This window comes from Streptomyces adustus, from assembly GCF_009377175.1.
Lineage (GTDB): Bacteria > Actinomycetota > Actinomycetes > Streptomycetales > Streptomycetaceae > Streptomyces > Streptomyces adustus.
Genome location: NZ_VJZD01000073.1, coordinates 1 through 19,253, shown reverse-complemented (window position 1 = coordinate 19,253; position 19,253 = coordinate 1). Strand labels below are relative to the sequence as shown.

The following is a 19,253-nucleotide window of genomic DNA, read 5'->3' as shown; positions in this document are numbered from 1 at the left end:
TTCGCGACGTCAGCCGGCGAGGATGTCGCGGACCATGGGGATCACCTTCGTGCCGTAGAGCTCGACCGCGCGCAGGCGGGCGCTGACCGGCTGGGGACCCGCGGTGTACAGGAGGTCGAACCTGCCGACGCCGAGCCCGCCGACCGCCTCGGCGATCCTGCGCGCCACCGTCTCGGGCGAGCCGATGTACAAGGAGCCGTGCTCGATCTCGGCTTCGAACTCCTCCCGGCGCACCGGCGCCCAGCCCCGCAGCGCGCCGATGCGGTCACGCATGAGCCGGTAGCCCGGCCAGAACACCTCACGAGCCTCTTCGTCGGTGTCGGCGACGAATCCGGGGGAGTGCATGCCCACCGGATGCGCCGTGGTGCCGAACTTGTCTGCCGCGCGCCGGTAGAGGTCCGTGTAGGGCAGGAAGCGTTCGAAGGAGCCGCCGATGACGGCGAGCATGAGCGGGAGGCCGTGCCGGGCGGTGCGGATGACCGACTGCGGTGATCCGCCGACGCCGACCCAGGTGGTCAGGCGTCCCGACTCGGTGGTCGGGAAGACCTCGGTGTTCTCCAGAGGGGCCCGCATCGTGCCCGACCAGGTGACGGGCTTCTCCTCCAGCAGCTTCACGAACAACTCGAGCTTCTCCTCGAACAGCTCCTCGTAGTCGGCGAGGTCGTAGCCGAACAGGGGGAAGGACTCGGTGAAGGAGCCACGGCCGAGGATGACCTCGGCCCGCCCGCCGGAGAGGGCGTCGACCGTCGCGAAGCGCTGGAACACCCGCACGGGGTCGTCGGAGCTGAGCACGGTCACACCGGAGGACAGGCGGATGCGCTCGGTGCGCGTGGCGATGCCGGCGAGCACGGTCTCCGGGGACGACACCGAGTACTCGGGGCGGTGGTGCTCGCCCAGTGCGATGACGTCGACGCCGATGTCGTCCATGAGGACGGCCTCGTCGACGACCTGGCGTATCGCCCTCGCGTGGGAGACCGGGACGCCGGCGTCGTCCTGGGGGATGTCCCCGAACGTGTCCAGGCCGAAAACGATGTCATCCATGGAGGGACTCCTTGGCGAGCAGTTCCCTGACCCGCGGGGCGACCTCGCGGCCCAGCAGCTCGATCGTGCGGGCCCGGGCCCGGCGAGGCAGGTGCATGATGTCGTATTTGAGGTCGAAGCGGCTCAGTTGCAGGTCACGGGCCGTCCGGGCGATCTTCTGGGCGACGGTTTCCGGGGAGCCGACGAACAGCGCGCCGTGGTCGATCTCCGCCTCGTACCGTTCGCGGGTCGGCTTGTAGAAGCCCCGCTCCTCGGCGGCCTGGGACACGACCGGCTGCCAGTACTCCCACCAGGTCTCGACCGCTTCCTCGTCGGTGTCGGCGACGAGGCCCAGGGAGTGCTGGCCGATCGGTCGCGCCTTGTGCCCGGCCTGCTTCAGCGCCTCGCGGTAGAGCGTGACGTGGCCCGCGAACCGCTGCGGGCGTCCGCCGATGATCGCCATCATCATGGGCAGCCCGTACCCGGCGGCACGGATCACGGAGTGCGGGCTGCCGCCCACCCCGATCCAGGTGGGGATTCCGCCGTCGCCCATCCGGGGGCGCAGCAGCTGTCCGGCGAGCGGTGCCCGGAACGCGCCGGACCACGTCACCGTCTCCTCCCGTTGCAGGCGCATGAAAAGGTCGAGCTTCTCCTCGAACAGCTGCTCGTAGTCAGCGAGGTCGTAGCCGAACAGGGGGAAGGACTCCGTGGCCGATGCCCGGCCGAGGACGAGCTGGGCCCGGCCGTCCGACACGGCGTCCAGGGTCGAGAAGTCGTGGTACAGCCGCACAGGGTCATTGGTGCTCAGGACGGTCACCGAGGTGCCGAGACGGATGCGGTCGGTGGCGGTGGCGATGGCGGAGAGCAGCACGGCGGCGGCACTGTCGACGTGGCCCGGTCGGTAGTGCTCGCCGAGGCTGAAGACGTCCAGCCCGGAGGATTCGGCGAGGGCCGCCTCCTCGACGAGGAGGCGGACGGTCTCGGCGTCGCTCAGCACGCGGCCACCGTCCGTGGCGACCTCCCCGAACGAGTTGAGGCCTATTTCGAAGGTCAGGGGCGTCATGGTCTCCTCCACCGGTGATCCCGCGGGCCGCAGGCCACTCGGAAGTTATTGATTGACTAAGCAAGTATCTCCATACATGCTTGACGTGTCAATTAAATGAATGAAGTGCTCGATGCCGAGGGCGTGTCCCGCTGTCGGGCCGGGTCCGTCCGTCCGCCCGTCTACCCGATCCTCGCGAGTGGGTGGCGGGCCGCTTCATGACCCGACCGTTGCGGGGCGCACCTCGTCGTCCGGGCTGCCCGCCCGCTTCACGGAGGTGATCGCGGACCTCGTCCGGATGTCGACGCCCGCTGCGCGCGGTTCGTCGGCGACCAGCTCGCCGACGAACGGTTCCATCCGGGTCGGCAGTCCGTCGCCGCGGACCGGCGGGGTCACCTGGGAGCCGAGCGCCTGCCAGGCGGTGGCCGGCTCGACTGCGACCACACCCGCGCCCACCACGGCGCGCCGACCCGGTACGTGGTCGGCGCCGATGGCCTCGCGGTTGGTCCACGGCCGTACGGTGTCGAGGCCGGGTATGCCGGGCAGGGCCGTGTCCGTGCCGGTACGCAGCGCGACGGCTTGCTGTGCGGTCAGCCGGACGGTGCCTCGGTCCGGGGTCCGCACCGAGATGTGCCGCGGGCGGGTGAGCCGGCCGTGGCCGTGACCGCGTACCAGGTCGACGGAGACCGGGTCGAGCCAGTCGACCTGGTCCTCGTCCTTTCAGTGGGCGGCCATCCGATCGCGGTGCGCGAGGACCGCGTCGACATCCAGCGGGTTTCGCGCGGCAGCGGCCAGGCCAGGCCAGGCCCGGGACGCGTCGCGCGTCGGCGCGGGTCAGCACCGGCCGAAGCGGCGCTTTGCTGGGTGCGCAGGACCAGAACGAGCATTCGCCGCCCAGCAGTTCGCGCTCCACGATCACGGTGCTGAGCCTGCGGAGCGGGCCCGCTCGGCGACGTTCTCGCCGACCGGGCGCGCGCCCATGACGACCATGTCGTAGGCATGGACGGACTCGTGCGTCACTGCTCCTGTCGTTCAAGGGGGTTCCGGCCTCCGCACACCGGGGCCGGCTGTCCCGTTCCGTCAGGCATCGACCCCGAGCCCGATCGCCGATGCCGTACGGCAGGCCGGCCCCAGCCACACCGTCGTGGCGGGCCTCGAACTGTCGGCACCGGCAGGCACGTCGCGGCCGCTCTTCCCCGAGTGGGCGGACGTGCTGCCCCCACGCCCGAACCTCTGGCCTACGCGGGCGCCACCCGGCACCGTCTGCTGACGCACGAACTGTTGAGCCTCCAGATGAACCGGATGACCGCCCTGCTCGAACTCGGTGAGGAATCCGGCCGGGCTCTCGTCCTCGAGCTGGGCGGCGATGCGTCCGAACCGCGGCTCGCGGCCGACCCCGGTCAGGCGCTCGCCCTCACCAAGGACTGCATGCGTCTGATCACGGCGAGAGAGACGTGGATCTGGGCGACGAGGATCGCGTCTGCGCGGGTCGCTGTGCCGACGGCCGTCGGACCGCGGACGCGGGCCGAACGCGTCGTAAAGGCCTTCGCGCGGGGACTGGGCGGACTGGATGCCGCTGTCGCACGGGCCGCCCCCGAGGAGTGCCAGGCGATCCGTGCCGAAGCCCGCGACGACACCGAGTCGGCGACGCCGGCCTGAGACTGGGCGTGGGCGCGGCTGCCGCGCCCACGTGAGGAGGCGCGGGCTCCGGAGGGCGCCGAGCGGTGTGCTCGTGCGGCACGCTGCGGCCGCCGTGGATGCGGTAACCGGCTCTTACTCCGTGAGCGTGGACCGGTGTGACTGCCCCACCAAGACATGACGAACCATCAGATAGCGGGCGAGCTGTCGAGGGTCGCCGAGCACGGCCGGGGCACTGCTGAAATCGGCGAGGGGCAAGTACGGAGTGAGTTCCAGGACGGCGCCGGCCGTGATCGTCAGCCGTTCGGAGCTCTGAGACACCGCGAGCGCCTACGAAGCCGTCGTACTGTCCGCTCGTGCCGCCGCGTCGAGCAGGATGGCCGCCGCGGCGCGAGCGGTCGTGGCGGCGGACGGATCACGGTCCATCCGGGCCGACTGCCCCGCGCCGTCGTACAGCAGGTGGAGCTGACGGGCCAGCGTATCCGGGGCAGCGAATCCGGACGCCGTGGCCAATTCCGTGAACAGGCCACGCATCCAGAGACGGTAATTGTCGGCGACCTGGCGGATCGAGCTGTCCTCGGCCGTCTCGGCGGTGGCCCGCACGAACGCACAGCCGTTGTACTCGGGGTCGGTGATCGCCTCGCCCAGCGCGTCGAAGACGCCGAGCAGCTGCTCACGCGGCGTGCGATAGCGCGTCAGGGTCCGGGTGATCCGGTCCTTCATACGTACGTACCGCAGGTCGAGGTACGCGCAGACGAGGCCTTCCTTGCTTCCGAAGGTGTTGTAGAGGGACGCCTTGGCGACTCCGGCGTGTTCGATGACACGGTCGATACCGACGGTCTGCACGCCTTCACCGTAGAAGAGCTCGTTGGCCGCTTCGAGCAGCCGCTCACGTGCCGACGCCTTGGTCGTGGTCTTGGTCGCCATGGTCATTCCCTCGCAGACAGACCTGTTCATTCTAACTCCGGAGAGCTCCGTCACACCTTTGAGACCTGGGCCACAGGCGCTTCCTCGGTGATGAAGTCCTGCGAGCGGATCACCGACACTCGCTGCGCCGATTCCACTCGGCGGCCGCTGAGCAGCAGCCCGGCCAGGGCCGCGAGAGCCAGCACGATGACGGCGATGCCGTACTCCCTGGACGTCTGGATCAGTCCGCCACCGTGCACGATCAGAGCGCCGGCGATCACGGCCGGTACACCCAGGCCCACGTAGCACACGACGTACAGGAGGGAGAGGACTCCGGCCCGCTCCTGCGGCTGCACCTGCGGGATGACCAGCCTGATGCCGCCCTGGAAGCCGCTGCCGAAGCCGACGCCGGAGATCGCGCCGCCCACGAAGAAACCGATCACGGAGGCCGTACCGCCGGAGCCCGAGCCGATGGACACCAGAGTGATCGTCACGCCGACGACCAGTGTGCCGATGCTGATCAGCATCATGGTCCGCGTTCCGGCGCTGCGCACCAGCAGGACGGCCAGGCCGGCGCAGCTCGAGATGACGAACAGGGGCAGTCCGCCCCACACCACGGAGTCGGAGCGCACCAGGGTCCGGGTGATGGCAGGTCCCAGGGCGCCGTACAGACCGGCCAGCGCCCACACCGCGAAGATCACGGGCGTGGCGATCGCCACCGACGCGCGGGCCGACCTGGGCAGCTTGAACTCGGGGACCAAGCTGGACAGCGCGCCCGGCTTGCGGGTCACCGTCTCGTTGAGGGCGAGCACGGCCAGCGCCTGCACGACGAAGACGCCGAGAAGTACGGCATAGATGAGATGGGTGGGGGCCGGCAGGTACTGCACGATCAGTCCGGAGGCGATGGCGCCACTCGCGGTTCCCATCGTGGGTGCGAAGGAGTTCAGCAGGCTGCCCTTGCGCGCGTCGATGTCGAGCATCCCGGCGCCGATCGCCCCGACGGCCGCCCCGGTGCTCACTCCCTGCAGGACACGCCCGACCAGCAGCGTGCCCACGTCACCTGCGGAGATGAACACGACCATGGCCACCACCTGTACGAGCAGGGCCATCAGGAGCACCGGGCGTCTGCCCACCTTGTCGGAGACCCTGCCGAAGATCAGGAGCGAGACCAGCACAGCCACCGCGTACGTGCCGAAGACGATGGTGACGGTGATGGGGGAGAAGCCCCAGTGCTGCTGGTAGATCGCGTAGAGGGGGGTCGGTGCGCTCGACGACGCCAGCAGCGATATGAGGATCGATGCCAGCAGGGCGATGGAGGACTTGGGCCCCAGGTTCAGGGTTCGGTGCCGTTGGGCCGCGTGAGCGGGAGACGGCCTGGCCGAGGTGCCCGGAGAGGAGGGCTGACGCGTGGTGGATGCGCGGCTCATGGGTCACTTTCCGGATAGGGCGAAACGGACGCCTTCATGTTAGACAGATCTGTCTAATAGATGCGAGGCCGGATGAGGTGAGGTGGGTCGCACCAGCTCATCGTGCGTGGTTCGTCGCGCTGGGCATCACGGGTGTCGGCGGGAGTCGTCCGCGGCCGGCGCGCTGCTCGCGCGTGAATTTCGGGGTCGGACGGATCGGCCGCGCCGTCGGTCGCTGCGACCACACCGAGCAGACCGATCCGTGCAGGTCGTGGACTCTGGCACCTCGTCCCGCCGCTCGACCGTCGGCTCGCGACGGCCGGTGCGGCGATCGCTGGTACCGGCGGGGCGCAGCGCACGGGCTCCACGCGGCATGCGGGCGCCCGGTGCCGCCCGCGTCCGGTGCCGCCCGTGCCCGGTGCCGAACCGGTTCACGCGCCGCCCAGGAGCTGCTCGAACGGCGCGGGGCCGGGGTAGGGAACCGCGGGCGTTGCCGGCTCGCTGCGGCCTGGACGGCCACATGTGACTCCCGGGTGGCGCCGCCGGGGCAGGCGCCACCCGTGCCTCGTGCCGTCACGACGGCCGTTCGCCGGGGGAGTGGGTCGTAGCCGCGTGCGGCGCTCAGGTGGCGACGTTGCGCAAGGCGGCCGCGAGCTTCTTCAGGTCCAGTTCCTTGAGGTGGTCGAGGAAGTGGCGGCGGATCGCGTCCAGGTTGGTGGGCCAGGCCTCTTCCAGCCGGGCGAGTCCGGCGTCGGTGAGCGAGGCGTGCCAGCTGCGGCCGTCCCGCTCGCACCGCAGTCGCTTGATGAAGCCCTCGCTCTCCAGCCGGTTCACGATGCGGGTCGTACCGCTGAGTGACATCTCGATGGCACTGGCGAGCTCGTGCATGCGCAGCTGTCGATCAGGGGCCTCCGACAGGTACATCAGGGACAGGTACTCCGTGTTCGACAACTGCTGCTCTCGTTGCATCTGGGCGTCGATGGCGCGCGGCAGGGCGTAGAGGACGGAGGGGAGGGCGCGGACGACGGCATCCTCGTCGGCGGTGAGCGGTCGCAGCGCGTCCGGGGGCAGGGTGGGCTTGCGTGTCATGGGGCATACCTCGCGTGTGTGCGGTGGGAAGCACGTCTGCCGACCGAGCGGCCCGGCTCCCCCTTCTGCTGCAGTTCTGGTTCGAGCCCTGCGTTCCTTTCCCTGTGCGATGGCCCGGCCGGGCCATCGGTGGTGATCCCTTCCGCCCCTCGGTGGACGTGCCCGGCAGCCTCGTGGGCCGGCCGACGGGCCGAGTGCGAGGCGCAGGCGGGACCTGCCGCCCGTGGATCGACTCTCGTGACTACTTGACGAAGCAAATTCTCGTGTTAAGTTACTTGCCGAAGCAAGTATATCCCGATCCGGTTTCCAGGGTCATATCCATGCCCGGAACGGACACGGGATCATTTCCACGAAGGGTTCAGCGTGACCAAGATCGGAATCATCCTCGGCAGCACCCGCCCCGGCCGCAACGGAGAGGCTGTCGCCCGCTGGGTGCACGATGTCGCCTCGAAGCGGACCGACGCGGAGTTCGAGCTGGTCGACCTCCTCGACTACAAGCTCCCCCACCTCGACGAGGTGCTCCCGCCCTCGCTCGGCCAGTACTCCCAGCCGCACACGCAGGAGTGGGCGAGCAAGATCGCCTCGTTCGACGGCTTCGTCATGGTGACGCCCGAGTACAACCACTCCACGTCCGGCGCCCTGAAGAACGCCATCGACTACCTGTACGCGGAGTGGAACAACAAGGCCGTCGCGTTCGTCGGCTACGGCGGCCTGGGCGGCGCCCGAGCCGTCGAGCACCTGCGCCTGATCGCGGGTGAGCTGCAGATGGCGGACGTGCGTTCGCAGGTGTCGCTCTCGCTGTTCCATGACTTCGAGAACTTCAGCGTGTTCAAGCCCGGCGACTTCCAGGTCGAGGCCCTGAACACCACCCTGGACCAGGTCCTGGCCTGGAGCAAGGCGCTCGCTCCGCTGCGTGCCGCGTAACGAACGCACATCGACGGCCCGCCCCCCCGGCGGGCCGCGAAGCCCGTGGCGGGAAACCGCCGCACGGGCGCGACCGGGTGGCTTCCGGCCGACGGCGGGCAGCGCCGCGGGAGTCCACCGGTCGCACGTGCTCGCCGGCGCGCCGGTGGGCCCCTGCCCGGCCGCCGTCCCCGGTGCGCCGCAACCGACCGCCACGGCGAGTTCCGTGAAAGGTCCGCATGGACCCTGCTCTTGCTCACCCAAACAAGATGTTTGACGGAGCAAGTAAAGAATGGGTACGTTCAGATGTCGCCGCCTCATCGGCATACAGCGCGGTATGTCGTGACGTCTGTCATGGGCGGCAATCCGCCAGAGCGGCTTCTGGCGACGTCGAGTCAGGAAAGCCCCGCCGTGCGCATCCTCTTCTTCAGCAACCCGCTCCCCGAACGCCTCACTCCCCTGCTGCCGCTCGCCCGAGCGTTGCGCGAGAGCGGGCACACCGTAGCCTTCGCAACGGCCGTGGAAGCGGCGCCCCGGCTGGAGTCGGACAGCTTCGAGCTGATGCTCTTCGGCCCCACCACTCACGAGGTGACGGCCGAAGTCGCTCGCCGTATCGGTGTGGACATCCTGTTCAGCCCGGCGACGGACGTCATGGCGGAGTACTTCGCCGGCGCACGGGTGGACCTCATGGCGGACGAGGCCGTGGACCGGGCCGGGCCGTGGGCGCCCGATCTGATCGTCTCCGAGCACTGTGACCTGGTCGGGCCACTGGTCGCGAGCGCACACGAGGTGCCGTGCGCCGTGGCGGTCACCGGTCCTGCGCCGGAGCCGGAGGAACTCGACGCGCTCACGGCAACGGTGCGTTCGCGTTACCTCGACCGCGGACTCCAGCCCCCCGCGCGGACGCCGTCCGGCCGCTGGCTGCTCCACCTGTCCCCGCCGAGCCTGCGGCACGAGGAGGGGCCGTCGTCGTCCCCTCACCATATGGCCATGCGCGCGGATCCCTGCCGGGGACCGGTGCCACAGCCACGAGCGCGCCGAGTTTCGGGCACGGGCCGACCGAAGGTGCTGGTCGGCTTCGGCGCCGAGGCGGTGACGTCACTGGAGCTCGGCCCCGTGCTCAAGGCGTTGAGTGCGCTCGACGTCGACCTGCTGGTGGCCGCGAAGGGCAGACGGGTCGATGTCCTCGAAGGGGAGGGGGAGGAGATACGACTCGTGCCAGGCACCGCGATCGCCGAAGCACTGGAGGACGTCACCGCGGTGCTCCACCACGGAGGTCCTGACATCACCTTCGCCGCCGCGGCACGCGGTGTCCCCGCCGTCGTGGTGCCCGAATCGCCCGCGCAGCTGCGGTGGACGGAGCGCCTGGCGGCGGCCGGTGCGGCCATCGTGCTGCCTGCCGGAGAGCGGGATCCCGCGACGATCGCCGCCGGGCTCGGCGCCCTGTTGTCCGACGCGCGGTTCACCGCTGCGGCGTCGCGCCTCCGCGAGGAGGCGGCCGCGATGCCGACGGCGGTACAGGTCGCCGAGTGGCTCGTCACGGCGGTGACGGCAGCCGACGGGTGACGACGGGTGCGCCGGGCGCAGGGGTACGTCGTCCGGTCGGCGCGGCTTCGCCGGAGCCGTGACCCGACCCGACGGCTGCGCGCGCCCCGCGAGTGCGTCCCCGTGCAAAAGATCGCAGGAGCGCGTCCTGCGGCGACCCGAGGCGGGGACCACACGGCGTCAGCAGGGCGCTATGCGCTCCAGCACCTTCGCGGCCGCGGCGATGTCGCAGCCCTCCAGGTGCGAGAAGATATGGCGCCGCACACTCGCGAGGTTGGTCGGCCAAGCCTGCTTCAGCTGGGTCCAACCGGCGCTGGTGAGGACGGCCAGCCACGCCCGGCGGTCGTCGGGGTCCTTCTCCCGCAGCACCAGTGACTGGGACTCGAGCCGGTTGACCACGCGAGTCATGCCGCTCAGCGACATCCCACACATATTTGCGAGCTCACTCATTCGCATCTGGTTGTACGGGACCTCGGAGAGGTGTACCAGCACCATGTACTCAACAGTGGAAATCGAATGCTCTTCCAGCATGTCCGCGTCCACGACTCGAGGCAAGAGCGTCATCACTCTGCCCAGCGCCCGCAGGAAGGCCTCCTCGTCGGGCTTGAGGGGCTGGATATGCTTCACGTCTGCCATGCGGCACAGTGTAAGTGGCGTCCCGCTGCCGAAAACGACGGTCGTACGGTCCTTCTTCGGCCCTACCTCGGAAAGAGCCGACGGTCGGAGCTCATTCGTGAGGAGATATCCGGAGCCGGGCGACCGGTCGGCCACATGTTCGCCTCCGGCCGACCGCATCGCCGCGGGAGAGACCAGAACATGCATAGGTGTCTTGGTGAGTGAATACGTATCAGAGAGGGAAGCGTCCGGACCGGGAGGGGCCCAGCCGAAATGTCCTCCGTCCGGGCGTCCTGTCCGGACGTGGCACATCGGCCGGGCGGGTCACGGAAGCCGAAGCCCCTGGGCGTCCGATGCGGTTCCGCGTGGTCGGCCGGCAGGGCCGACACCATGTCTCCGAGCAGAGGCCGACGCGACTTCCCCTGCACGTCGGACTTCGCCGAGTCCTTGGCCGTGAGGCGAGCCGTGCGCGCGGACGCGGACCGCGACCCTTTCGGTGAAGGAGAAGAAGCGGTGGCGTGGGACGGTTGCTCGGACCGTTCCGGCACGGGTTCTTCCTTGACCTGTCCGAGCAGACACCGCTGACGTCATGTGAGGGGACTGGTCGGAGTGTCGGAGGCGGCGGCCCGTGACTCCGACAGGTCCGCCGGTGTCCCGCCGCCCGTGAGAGAGCGGCGGGTCACCGCCCGCTCTTGAAGTCCCGGGCGGTGGCTCCGCTCAGGAAGCGGCCGTCTGGGGAGCGCTCTGCTTCCGGGCGCGATAGGCGGCGGCCTTGAACTTGTTGCCGCAGGAGTCCATGCCGCACCACCGACGCCGTGTGCCTCGTGAGCGGTCCACGTAGACACGTGTGCACTCGGGGTTGCCGCACTCCTTCAACAGCGGCACCTCTGGACCGCTGAGCACGTCGACGGCGAGCCGGGCGACGGTGGACAGCGCCTGGTCCGTGGTCGCCTCGGTCCAGCGCCCGGTCCGCGTGAGCTGCGGTGTCGCCGGGAGCCTGCGTGCGGCGGCGTTCAGGACGTCCAGCGCCTCGTCGTCGTACTCCTCCCCCCAGCAGCGGGCCATGACGAGCTCGTAGATCGCCTCCCGCAGGGTCTTGGCTCGCTCGACGCCGGCTTCGTCGCTGGGCGTGATGGCGTCGACGAGTCCGCACTCCACGAACCAAGCGTCCAGCCGGTCCGGAGTCGCGAACATCTCGAATCGCACCGTACGCCGTGCGCGCAGCGTCGCGGCGAAGTCGAGGGCCGCGTTGCCGCAGACGAAGGCATGCTCGTGATTCACATCACCATTCTGGCCGGTGACGTACGAGATGGCAAGGCGCCGAGCGGATCCCCGGCCCGGCGCCGGTGGCGGTCCCGCTCGTGGGCGGGCGCTGCCCGAAGGACTCGACACCGGTGGCAGGTCGAGCTGGGTGGGACGGTGCAGTGGCCCCACCACACAGACCGGGCACCGGGGACTGCGCTCGCCGGTCGAGGTGGTCACCTCCCGGCGGGTGTCCGCTCCGATCCACCAGGCGCCGGTGACCTCCCGGCCGAACCGTACATGGTCGACGAGCCGACGGCGCCGGGCCACGTCCCGCAGGTGGTCCAGGATCTCCCGCTGGCCGGTCAACAGCCGGCTCCGGTCGCGGTTCTGGTCGAAGGAGTACGAGTACAGGGGGGACGGGCGCGCATCGCCTTGCGAAACAGTGCGGCGGACCTCGTAAGTGGTGCCCCTACGCGCCGTGTTGTCCGGCTTCGGCTCGGTCGTCGAAGTGGTCGACGTCGACGACGGCCTGGGCCAAGGCGGTGGGGGCCTCCTGCGGAAGGCTGTGGCCGATGCCGACGAGCGTGCGGTGGGCGTACTTGCCGGTGAAGCGGTCGCGGTAGGAAGCCCCGTTGCCCGGTGCGGTGACGCCGGACGCCCCAGGCCGGCAGCGCCAGCCCGCCGCCTGGAGGCCGCGCGAGCCGGACTGGCCCTGCTGATGGACGAGCCGGCCCCGGAAGAGGTCACCGCCGTCGTCGGGCAGGTGCTGTCCGACCCCGGCCACGCCGCCGGGGCACAGCGCCTGAGCAAGCAGACAGCCGCGATGCTGTCCGCGGCGGAGGTTGCCGAACACCTCATCGCCTGACCGGCCGACGTGACACCGGGAGAACCCTTGCGAAGGTGCCGTCCTCGTACCGGTGGTCCGCAGCGTCCCGACCGACGAACCCGGCCGGCTCGCTGTTCAGCGTCCCGGCGGTCGCGGCGACCGTCGCCCTCGTCAAGGATGCGACCTCGGGAGCGCTCGCGTCGCCGGATGCGGGACTTGCCCATCGATCACGCCGTAGTCACAAATGCCCCGTCCGGGGGAGGCGTTGGCGACTCGTTATCCCGCGCTCGGATCTTGCCGGTGCGCTGAGCAGCAGCACGTTGGGGTGTGCGTTCGCAGCCATCGTCGTGTTGACGTACGTCGGCCGCCCCGGGCCGGGAAGTAGAGTGACGGCCGTGCTCGTCTCGCAGTTGCCCGGTACGTTCCTCCCCGAGGGAGACACGTTCCTGTGGTACTCGGGCGGTGCGCCGGTCGCCCAGCACGTCCCTCCCTTCCCGTGTCTCTTGTGCCGTATTGCGGACGAGCACCCTCGATGGAGAATTCATGAGCGCCAAGGCCTCCCTTTCTACGTGGCCCACACCGATGGAACCCATGCCTCGCCTGGCGGCAGCGCTCGGCCTGAACGGTGGTGAACTCTGGGTCAAGCGGGACGATCTGACCGGCCTCGGCGGTGGGGGAAACAAGGTACGGAAGCTCGAATGGACGGTGGGGCACGCCCTCGCCGCTGGAGCGGACACGCTGGTCACGACCGGTGCGGCGCAGAGCAATCATGCTCGTCTGACCGCGGCCGCCGGCGCGCGCCTGGGGATGAACGTGGTCCTGGTGTTCCCCGGGACGCCCGACAGCGCGGCGGCCGGCTCCGGAAACCTCGTGCTCGACAGCCTTTTCGGGGCCAGCGTCCACTGGTCCGGCGAGACGGACCCCAGTGCCATGGGCGCTGTCGCCGAGGACGTGTGCGAGCAACTGCGCAGGAGCGGTGCGCGCCCCTACGCGATTCCCTTCGGCGGATCGAGCCCCCTGGGTGCGCGAGGGTATGTCGAAGGCGGCGATGAGATCCGTTCGCAACTGCCCGCAGTGGACCACGTGGTCGTGGCGCTCGGATCCGGCGGCACCATGGCCGGGCTCATCGGCGCCCTCGGCGAAGAACGTGTGCTCGGCGTCGACTGCGGGGCTGTCGCGGAACCGGCCGAGGTGGTCGCCGCGCTGGCCACCGAGGTCACCGGCCGCAGCGTCACGGCCTCGTCGCTGCGCGTCCGCCTCGACCAGGTCGGCCCTGGCTACGGAGTGCTGCACGAGCCCGTCATGGAAGCTTTGAACGCGACTGCGCGAGCAGAGGGAATCGTCCTGGATCCCATCTACAGCGGGCGGGCCATGGCGGGCCTGATGGCGGCCGTGCGTGACGGCGAGATCCGACCGGACCAGCGCACCGTGTTCCTTCACACCGGCGGGCTTCCCGGGCTCTTCGGGCACACGCAGACGGTTCGGCGCAGCGTGGCCGCGCTCGGCTCGTTCCCCTCCAGTTGATCTTTGAGGAGCGCCGGTGTGCTCGGCGGGCGGGCCGGACGGACACGCCTGTTCGCCAAATGCGCACCCGATCGTCTCCGGCAGCGCCGTTCGTGACGACTTCGTCCGACGATCCCTGCTCAGAGGTGTAGTTCCCCCTTCTCGTGTCGCGCGACGTCTGCCGTACGTCCGAGTGCCGCATGTCACGGACGTGAACTCGCCGACCGGACAAGCCTGTTTTACCGGGACTCTTGCAGAAAGCCCCGGCGTTCACGCCGGGGATGAATGCATCTCAAGACTGCTCTGACAGCGTGCGGCTGATCGCCACCACCCCGTCAACCTACCTGGCCCTCGCGGGCTCCACCCGTACGACGTCGTCCGCGACGACGGTCTCGCCCCTTGCAGCCGCACCGGCAGTCGGTGCCTGCGAGTCCCTCTCCGCCCATCGGTGGATTCCCCTGATCACCGGTGAGCGCATCGCGGTCGACGGCGCGGGCAAGTTGGTCTCCGCCCACCCCGCTGAGGGCAGGGACGAAGTACGCATCCGGGTCGAGACCGTAGGCGAATTCCCGAGGACGGTCGAGAAACCGATGTCGTTGCCGCCGACGGTGAGAGTGACCAGGTCGGTGTCCCGGTCGAGGTACCGACCTGGGTGGGCACTGTGCCCTGGACGGACGTCATGTCCGCTGTTGTCGCCCCGGCGCAGCTCACGTCGGTGAGCTGCGCGGTTGCCGACCGAGCCAGGAGAGAGAGGGGTGCGTCCTCTCCTGGGCGGGCTGGTCCGACGGTGCCGCAGTGCGGGCAGCGGCCGTACCGGCACGGCCGTGCGGCCGGCTCGACGCCAAAGCCTGGGGTTGCGTCGTCTCTGCAGATATGCGGGCTTGAGACATGTGCCTTGAGACGGTGTGTAACTGAGACGCTCACTCTTCACACGCACAAGGGCCTGAAAGGAGCCATGTCTTCTGTGACGACTTGGTCCTGCTCGCGTGAGCACAGGTGATGAGGGGTGTCGCGCCCTGTCCGGTGGTGATGTGGATCCTCTGAGCGAGGCGTCGAGGCCCACCTCACTCGGAGATGTGTGATCCGCACATTTCCGTAACCTCCTTGACTGGTGACGCGCAGGTGATGCAATGTGGGGCTGCCGGCGCCGGACGGGCCGGTTCGCTACGGCGGAAGGAAGTCACCGTGGACACTCACCCTGAGTCGGACGCGGCAGCGGCGGCGGTACGGCATGCGCGATTCGGCAAGCTGCCCGAGCGCATCCAGTTTCACCAGATGATCGAGGAAGAGACGGCCGGACCGAATGGCGGGGCCGCCAACGCCTACAACCCCGAAGGCTCGTGGAACCACTTCTCGTGCCTCGCGCTCGACTTGGGGCTATGAGCCCCCGAGTGCAGGTGCGTGACCATTGGCGAGACCGGTCACGCGGAGCTGTGCCTGGCAATCCGGCAAAGTAGTAGGTACATGATGCTCAACGACTCCCTCGATGCATCAAAATTGCGGATGTGACGCGGACCGTGTACCGGCTAGTCGGATGTGCTGTTTGCCTGCACATGTAAACTTGCCCCGTCAATTACCTCGATCTGTAGGAGAGTGCGACCGTCATCCGTGTTCCTTCAGGGCGCGATCGACGTGATGACGATCGCACCCTGGGGGCTGTGCGTGACCCGGCCCGTGGCGCCTGTATCACGGGAGGACGGCCGCCGCACTGCCCCCGGCTGCCGCAGTACGTCTCCGGATGGAGCGTCTGCATCATGGGAATGACCGTCAAGGATCCCGCCGCCGGGCTCTTCGGAGTGCTCGAAACCGGGGATCCGGGCCCTGGCCGCGGAAGTGATGCACACAGCGGCGCGTTCGTGCTGTTCAAGGACGGCGCCGTGGACCAGGTCGTGCCGCCCACCGGACGGGAGATCGACTTCGAGCAGGTCCATGTGCTCGACCTGCGGGACGGCAAGGTGATCCGGCACGACGCAGTGCGTGACGACGTCACGATGCTTGGTCAGCTCGGGAGCCCTTCCGGCGAGCCGGTAGCCGGGATACGCATGCTTGCCTGGCGGGCCAGCGGGCCAGCGGGCCAGCGGACGAGCGGCCGAGGCGGCGGCAGAGGTGACGACGAAGGCGCCGCCGCAGGACATCACTGTGGCGCTATGCGCTCCAGCACTTCCACGGCTGCGCCGACGTCACAGCCGTTCAGGCGCGAAAAGACGTGGCGCCGCATGCTCGCGAGGTTGGTGGGCCAAGCCTGCTCCAGCTGCGTCAGGCCGGCGTCCGTCAGGACGGCGAGCCACGCACGTCTGTCGTCGAGCGCCTTCTCTCGCAGGACCAGCGACTGTGACTCGAGCCGGTTGACAACTCGGGTCATCCCGCTCGATGAGAGCCCGCACAGGTTGGCAAGTTCGCTCATCCGCATCCGGTTGCGCGGCACCTCGGAGAGATGCATCAAAACCATGTACTCGGTGCCGGAAATCGGATGCTCGTCGAGCATGTCCGCGTCGATCAGGCGTGGCAGGAGGGTCATCACTCTGCCGAGTGCCCGTAGGAAGGCCTCCTCGTCACGATTCAGAGGCTTGATACGCGTCACGTCTGCCATGACCACAGTGTAAATGGCTCAACACGGATACGGACGAGGCCTGTTCGCTGCTCTCCGGGTCGCTCCCGGAACACGAAAATGACGGTTGGGAGCAGTCGCCGACGATCGGGACGAGATCGAGCCGTGCGACAGCCGCGAATAGGCGATACGCCGACTTGTAATTGCGTTGCAAACCAAGACAGTCCTACGGCGTGTGCGGTCGCCCGAATCCGACGTGCTTCGCCCGGCCCGCCCGACGGGGGCACCTCTTCGTCGCGCACAAAGATCGACCATGTCCGGTCAGTCGGCTTCCTCCGCCGTGCTGGAGGTGTCTGGCTCCGCGGGCTGGACGAGGGTGTACCTCACCGATCGCTGCTGCTTGTGACGCTGAACGCGGCCCTTGGCGACCAGAGACTCGATGGTGTTCCGCACGACCTGAGGTGTCGGCGCCCGGTCCGGGTGCTTCTCCAGGATCTCGTCCCGCAGCTCCTTCGCCAGACGAGGTTTCGTGTGGGCCCCGAGCAGATCCATCAGGACATCTCCGAGCAGGGGTCGGCGCGACTTCCCCTTGGCGCCGGACTGTGTCGTGCTCGTGCGTCGGGTTGCCCGCGAGGGCGTCCGGCGTGATGTTCCGGTCGACACAGGAGACGTGTTTTCACGTGCTTGTGTTCCGTGCCCGAGTGCGGGTCCGCTCTGCGCCCGCTCGGGCAGCGGTGACGCGTCCGACAAGCCTTCGTAGCGTTCGGCGAGGGTCAGGATGTCGACCAGGAGTGCTTCCTCCTGCTTCAACACCTTCATCTTCTCGGTCAGTTCATGTTGTCGACGGCGATTTACCTCAAGATCCGACACGGCTTGTTCGACGTACCGCGATCGGAGCGAGGTGGTTGATTGGCTGGTCACAACCGTTCACTCCTTCTCATCGATGACGCTGCGCATGCTACCCAGACCTATGTGTGAGGCGCGTGGCTCCTGCTGGACAGCAGCCTGAGCATGTGACGACGCCGATCGGCGAGGTGCTCCCACGTGCTCGGGAGCCATGTTCCAGTCTCGGTTCTCTTTCCCGCGGCAGGAAGTGTGAGGAGCCGGGAGTGGATACGGTCCGTGGTGTGCGCCTTCGTTCCGGGACGGATACGTCGCGCGGACGGACGGTTGCAAGACCATGTGGTGGCCGATCCGAGCAGTGCGGGCGCTCACCGGGAGGTATGTGCGGGCGGCGCGCGGCCGCCGAATAGGGGTTCGTCCCCGGAAAAGGGCGATCGAGGGGGTCGGATATTGGGGTCGGATATTCGGGAAGCCGGGGCGGCCGGTGCCAAGGGCCGGTCGGCAGACGGCCTCGGACCGGGACCGCGATGCGTGCTCCGAGGGCCTTTGACCCGGCCGATCCCGCACTGCTTCTCCGTGTCGGCTGGGGCAGACTCCGCGGTGCAGGTCGAGTTCGTCGGCTCATGGGACCGTGCCAGCCCCACCGTCCAAGGGCGTCGGCGAGATCGGCCGGGTCGGTCTGGCGCCCGCCATCGCCAACCGGATCTTCCACGCGGCCGGCCGCCGTATCCGTTCGGGAGGTGAGCAGGAGCTGACCGAAGCGGCTCGCCACTACCTGGCCTGCATCGGCACCTTCCGGGTACCGGACGGCAAGAGCGTCGTACACGAGGTCGCCTTGTGCCAGTACCCGAACTGGATGGGCGACGGCCGGACCAGGGTGGCGCGACTGGACGGGACCATGCTCGAACTGGAGCCACCCGAGCCCATGGGTGTCCACGGCAGAACGCGCACGGGCGTGCTGACCTGGGAACGCGCCGAGCCGCACTGACCCGGCTATGAACCGGCGCGCGACTCCCGGCCGGGCAGGTGACGGGCAGTTCTCCGGACCAGGTCCGCTGCCGCCATGTCGACTCCGAGTCCGTGGCGCGCCGGTCGCCTCTCGTGCCGCAGGGACGGCCGGACCGCGCGGCACGGCCACGGTGCCGGCCGGGACCGGAACCGCGTGTCAGGCATGGACCCTGGGCGCGATTTTCGTCGCTCAGGACGTCGATTACTTCTGATTGTCGGTTCCGGTGCAGGACCACAGCTGGAGCCGGGTGCCGTTCGACGTGCCCTCGTCCCGTACATCGGCGCGCTTGTCCGCAAGGCTGCTTGCCAGGTGGTGCCGCTTGTCCAGCGTGCATTGCTGCGCGGGGCCGTCGTTGCAGTGCGCCAGTTCCAGGTCTGTTCCGTCGAGCCGTCGGCGAGTTGTACGCACATGCCGAGTCCGTGCATGGAGCCGTCCGCCGCGAAGACCCAGTGCTACGAGATGGTGGCCTGCGAGCAGTTCCAGATCACGAGGGGAGCGCCCGCTACCGCCCTGGCCCCCACGCTGTCGATGCAGCGATGAAAGCCGTGGCCCGCTTGAGGACCTCCACGTCCTCTCGCAGCCTGCGGTTCTCCCGTCGGAGTGTGGCAACTTTCCCGCGCTCGCCGCTGGTCAAGCCGTTCCGCCTGCCCGTGTGGGCTCCGGACTGCTTCGCCTGTTCGGCACCCGGCGCAGTCTGCGCGGTCGCCGACCCACAGGGGCTGAGCACCCGGCGTCTGCCTGTGGAGGTCTCGCTGAGCTCCGGACCCACCAGAGGTCGGACCGTCGTCGATCGTCGCACTCGCAGCGGCGAATCCGAGGTGCACGAGGGGGCGCGCAGTCCGCGGGGCTGGTGTGGGGGAGTGTCGAGAAGTCCACGGTGCTGGCGCACGCCCTGCCGGGCTCGTTTCGCGCCGGGGAAGGGGTATGCGCGTCAGGATGGCGCCTTTCCGGTCGCGGGGATAATGGCTTGCTCGGGCTTGCCCGCCGTCCTCTCGGCGAGAGCAAAGGTGCCCCGTGGTGGTCGGGCCTCGTTCCGAGGCTCGGCCTGTCCGAGGTGGTTCGGGGCGGGGGCTGATGCGCTGTCCTGCCGGAGTGCCTTCGGTTGTCCGGCGGGG

19 protein-coding genes and 3 pseudogenes are annotated in these 19,253 nt (G+C 69.1%); 8 read left to right on the top strand and 14 right to left on the bottom strand.

The genetic code is table 11. The annotated features are described in order from the left end of the window. Nucleotides 1-9 precede the first annotated feature (9 nt). The 3 genes and pseudogenes from FNH09_RS19595 to FNH09_RS19585 all read right to left on the bottom strand — a co-directional run. A complete protein-coding gene (locus FNH09_RS19595; RefSeq protein WP_152889736.1) occupies nt 10-1,041 on the bottom strand; it encodes an LLM class flavin-dependent oxidoreductase in 1,032 nt (343 codons plus the stop codon). Further along, nucleotides 1,034-2,083 carry an LLM class flavin-dependent oxidoreductase gene (locus FNH09_RS19590; protein WP_152889733.1) on the bottom strand — a complete coding sequence of 350 codons (1,050 nt, stop codon included), beginning with the start codon at nt 2,081-2,083 and terminating at the stop codon, nt 1,034-1,036. Before FNH09_RS19590 ends, FNH09_RS19595 begins: the two co-directional genes overlap by 8 nt. 216 nt (nt 2,084-2,299) lie before the next feature. Then, nucleotides 2,300-3,052, bottom strand: a pseudogene (locus FNH09_RS19585) (FAD-dependent oxidoreductase); the annotation flags it as partial. A 210-nt stretch (nt 3,053-3,262) separates the two neighbouring features. Here FNH09_RS19585 and FNH09_RS19580 point away from each other — a divergent pair. Next, nucleotides 3,263-3,721 carry a hypothetical protein gene (locus tag FNH09_RS19580; protein WP_152889731.1) on the top strand — a complete coding sequence of 153 codons (459 nt, stop codon included), beginning with the start codon at nt 3,263-3,265 and terminating at the stop codon, nt 3,719-3,721. Between the two features lie 114 nt (nt 3,722-3,835). On the opposite strand, the gene FNH09_RS19575 is transcribed toward FNH09_RS19580, so the two are convergent. From FNH09_RS19575 to FNH09_RS19560, 4 genes are all read right to left on the bottom strand, one after another. Then, nucleotides 3,836-4,021 carry a hypothetical protein gene (locus FNH09_RS19575; RefSeq protein ID WP_152889728.1) on the bottom strand — a complete coding sequence of 62 codons (186 nt, stop codon included), beginning with the start codon at nt 4,019-4,021 and terminating at the stop codon, nt 3,836-3,838. Nucleotides 4,022-4,030: 9 nt separating this feature from the next. Next, complete coding sequence (locus tag FNH09_RS19570; RefSeq protein ID WP_152889725.1) at nt 4,031-4,627, bottom strand: TetR/AcrR family transcriptional regulator; 597 nt, start codon at nt 4,625-4,627, stop codon at nt 4,031-4,033. A 50-nt stretch (nt 4,628-4,677) separates the two neighbouring features. Beyond that, a complete protein-coding gene (locus FNH09_RS19565) occupies nt 4,678-6,033 on the bottom strand; it encodes an MFS transporter (protein ID WP_152889722.1) in 1,356 nt (451 codons plus the stop codon). A 600-nt stretch (nt 6,034-6,633) separates the two neighbouring features. Next, complete coding sequence (locus FNH09_RS19560) at nt 6,634-7,101, bottom strand: MarR family winged helix-turn-helix transcriptional regulator (RefSeq protein WP_152889720.1); 468 nt, start codon at nt 7,099-7,101, stop codon at nt 6,634-6,636. 363 nt (nt 7,102-7,464) lie between these two features. Between FNH09_RS19560 and FNH09_RS19555 the strand changes: the two genes are divergently transcribed. Both FNH09_RS19555 and FNH09_RS19550 read left to right on the top strand, forming a co-directional pair. Beyond that, nucleotides 7,465-8,025: an NAD(P)H-dependent oxidoreductase gene (locus tag FNH09_RS19555; RefSeq protein ID WP_162468817.1), complete on the top strand. Its 561-nt coding sequence runs from the start codon at nt 7,465-7,467 to the stop codon at nt 8,023-8,025. 390 nt (nt 8,026-8,415) lie between these two features. Next, entirely contained in the window at nt 8,416-9,570 is a 1,155-nt protein-coding gene (locus FNH09_RS19550) for a glycosyltransferase (protein WP_152889717.1), read from the top strand. A gap of 159 nt (nt 9,571-9,729) precedes the next feature. Here FNH09_RS19550 and FNH09_RS19545 read toward each other — a convergent pair whose 3' ends face one another. The 3 genes and pseudogenes from FNH09_RS19545 to FNH09_RS19535 form a co-directional block, all read right to left on the bottom strand. Next, nucleotides 9,730-10,185, bottom strand: a complete 456-nt coding sequence (locus FNH09_RS19545; RefSeq protein WP_152889714.1) for a MarR family winged helix-turn-helix transcriptional regulator — start codon at nt 10,183-10,185, stop codon at nt 9,730-9,732. A 696-nt stretch (nt 10,186-10,881) separates the two neighbouring features. Beyond that, nucleotides 10,882-11,445: an ABATE domain-containing protein gene (locus tag FNH09_RS19540; RefSeq protein ID WP_162468821.1), complete on the bottom strand. Its 564-nt coding sequence runs from the start codon at nt 11,443-11,445 to the stop codon at nt 10,882-10,884. 433 nt (nt 11,446-11,878) lie between these two features. Next, nucleotides 11,879-12,049: pseudogene (locus FNH09_RS19535) on the bottom strand (alpha/beta hydrolase); the annotation flags it as partial. A 729-nt stretch (nt 12,050-12,778) separates the two neighbouring features. Between FNH09_RS19535 and FNH09_RS19530 the strand changes: the two are divergent. Further along, on the top strand, nt 12,779-13,759 hold the full coding sequence (locus FNH09_RS19530; protein WP_152889712.1) for a D-cysteine desulfhydrase family protein: 981 nt from the start codon (nt 12,779-12,781) through the stop codon (nt 13,757-13,759). A gap of 1,164 nt (nt 13,760-14,923) precedes the next feature. Continuing rightward, nucleotides 14,924-15,121 carry a hypothetical protein gene (locus FNH09_RS19525; protein WP_162468816.1) on the top strand — a complete coding sequence of 66 codons (198 nt, stop codon included), beginning with the start codon at nt 14,924-14,926 and terminating at the stop codon, nt 15,119-15,121. A gap of 233 nt (nt 15,122-15,354) precedes the next feature. On the opposite strand, the gene FNH09_RS46725 is transcribed toward FNH09_RS19525, so the two are convergent. The 3 genes from FNH09_RS46725 to FNH09_RS19510 form a co-directional block, all read right to left on the bottom strand. Continuing rightward, nucleotides 15,355-15,873: a hypothetical protein gene (locus FNH09_RS46725; protein WP_156110824.1), complete on the bottom strand. Its 519-nt coding sequence runs from the start codon at nt 15,871-15,873 to the stop codon at nt 15,355-15,357. Further along, nucleotides 15,873-16,328 (bottom strand): MarR family winged helix-turn-helix transcriptional regulator, encoded by a 456-nt coding sequence (locus FNH09_RS19515; RefSeq protein ID WP_152889709.1) that lies wholly within the window; start codon nt 16,326-16,328, stop codon nt 15,873-15,875. Before FNH09_RS19515 ends, FNH09_RS46725 begins: the two co-directional genes overlap by 1 nt. A gap of 279 nt (nt 16,329-16,607) precedes the next feature. Then, nucleotides 16,608-17,207 (bottom strand): hypothetical protein, encoded by a 600-nt coding sequence (locus FNH09_RS19510; RefSeq protein WP_162468815.1) that lies wholly within the window; start codon nt 17,205-17,207, stop codon nt 16,608-16,610. A gap of 553 nt (nt 17,208-17,760) precedes the next feature. On the opposite strand from FNH09_RS19510, the gene FNH09_RS19505 reads away from it, so the two are divergent. Further along, a complete protein-coding gene (locus FNH09_RS19505; protein ID WP_162468814.1) occupies nt 17,761-18,117 on the top strand; it encodes a lipocalin-like domain-containing protein in 357 nt (118 codons plus the stop codon). A gap of 222 nt (nt 18,118-18,339) precedes the next feature. Here the strand turns inward: FNH09_RS19505 and FNH09_RS47680 are convergent, their stop codons facing one another. Next, nucleotides 18,340-18,546: an RICIN domain-containing protein gene (locus FNH09_RS47680; RefSeq protein WP_202919709.1), complete on the bottom strand. Its 207-nt coding sequence runs from the start codon at nt 18,544-18,546 to the stop codon at nt 18,340-18,342. Here FNH09_RS47680 and FNH09_RS49525 point away from each other — a divergent pair, their 5' ends adjacent. After that, entirely contained in the window at nt 18,547-18,678 is a 132-nt protein-coding gene (locus tag FNH09_RS49525; protein WP_274390243.1) for a hypothetical protein, read from the top strand. A 146-nt stretch (nt 18,679-18,824) separates the two neighbouring features. Then, nucleotides 18,825-18,974: pseudogene (locus FNH09_RS48630) on the top strand (nucleoside hydrolase); the annotation flags it as partial. Between the last annotated feature and the right edge of the window lie 279 nt (nt 18,975-19,253).

Bases quoted from the DNA above. Each gene is read 5' to 3' on its own strand.
- FNH09_RS19595 (WP_152889736.1), bottom strand. From the start codon at position 1,041: ATGGATGACATCGTTTTCGGCCTGGACACGTTCGGGGACATCCCCCAG.
- FNH09_RS19590 (WP_152889733.1), bottom strand. From the start codon at position 2,083: ATGACGCCCCTGACCTTCGAAATAGGCCTCAACTCGTTCGGGGAGGTC.
- FNH09_RS19570 (WP_152889725.1), bottom strand. From the start codon at position 4,627: ATGGCGACCAAGACCACGACCAAGGCGTCGGCACGTGAGCGGCTGCTC.
- FNH09_RS19565 (WP_152889722.1), bottom strand. From the start codon at position 6,033: ATGAGCCGCGCATCCACCACGCGTCAGCCCTCCTCTCCGGGCACCTCG.
- FNH09_RS19560 (WP_152889720.1), bottom strand. From the start codon at position 7,101: ATGACACGCAAGCCCACCCTGCCCCCGGACGCGCTGCGACCGCTCACC.
- FNH09_RS19545 (WP_152889714.1), bottom strand. From the start codon at position 10,185: ATGGCAGACGTGAAGCATATCCAGCCCCTCAAGCCCGACGAGGAGGCC.
- FNH09_RS19530 (WP_152889712.1), top strand. From the start codon at position 12,779: ATGAGCGCCAAGGCCTCCCTTTCTACGTGGCCCACACCGATGGAACCC.
- FNH09_RS46725 (WP_156110824.1), bottom strand. From the start codon at position 15,873: ATGTCCTGCGGCGGCGCCTTCGTCGTCACCTCTGCCGCCGCCTCGGCC.
- FNH09_RS19515 (WP_152889709.1), bottom strand. From the start codon at position 16,328: ATGGCAGACGTGACGCGTATCAAGCCTCTGAATCGTGACGAGGAGGCC.
- FNH09_RS49525 (WP_274390243.1), top strand. From the start codon at position 18,547: ATGCCGAGTCCGTGCATGGAGCCGTCCGCCGCGAAGACCCAGTGCTAC.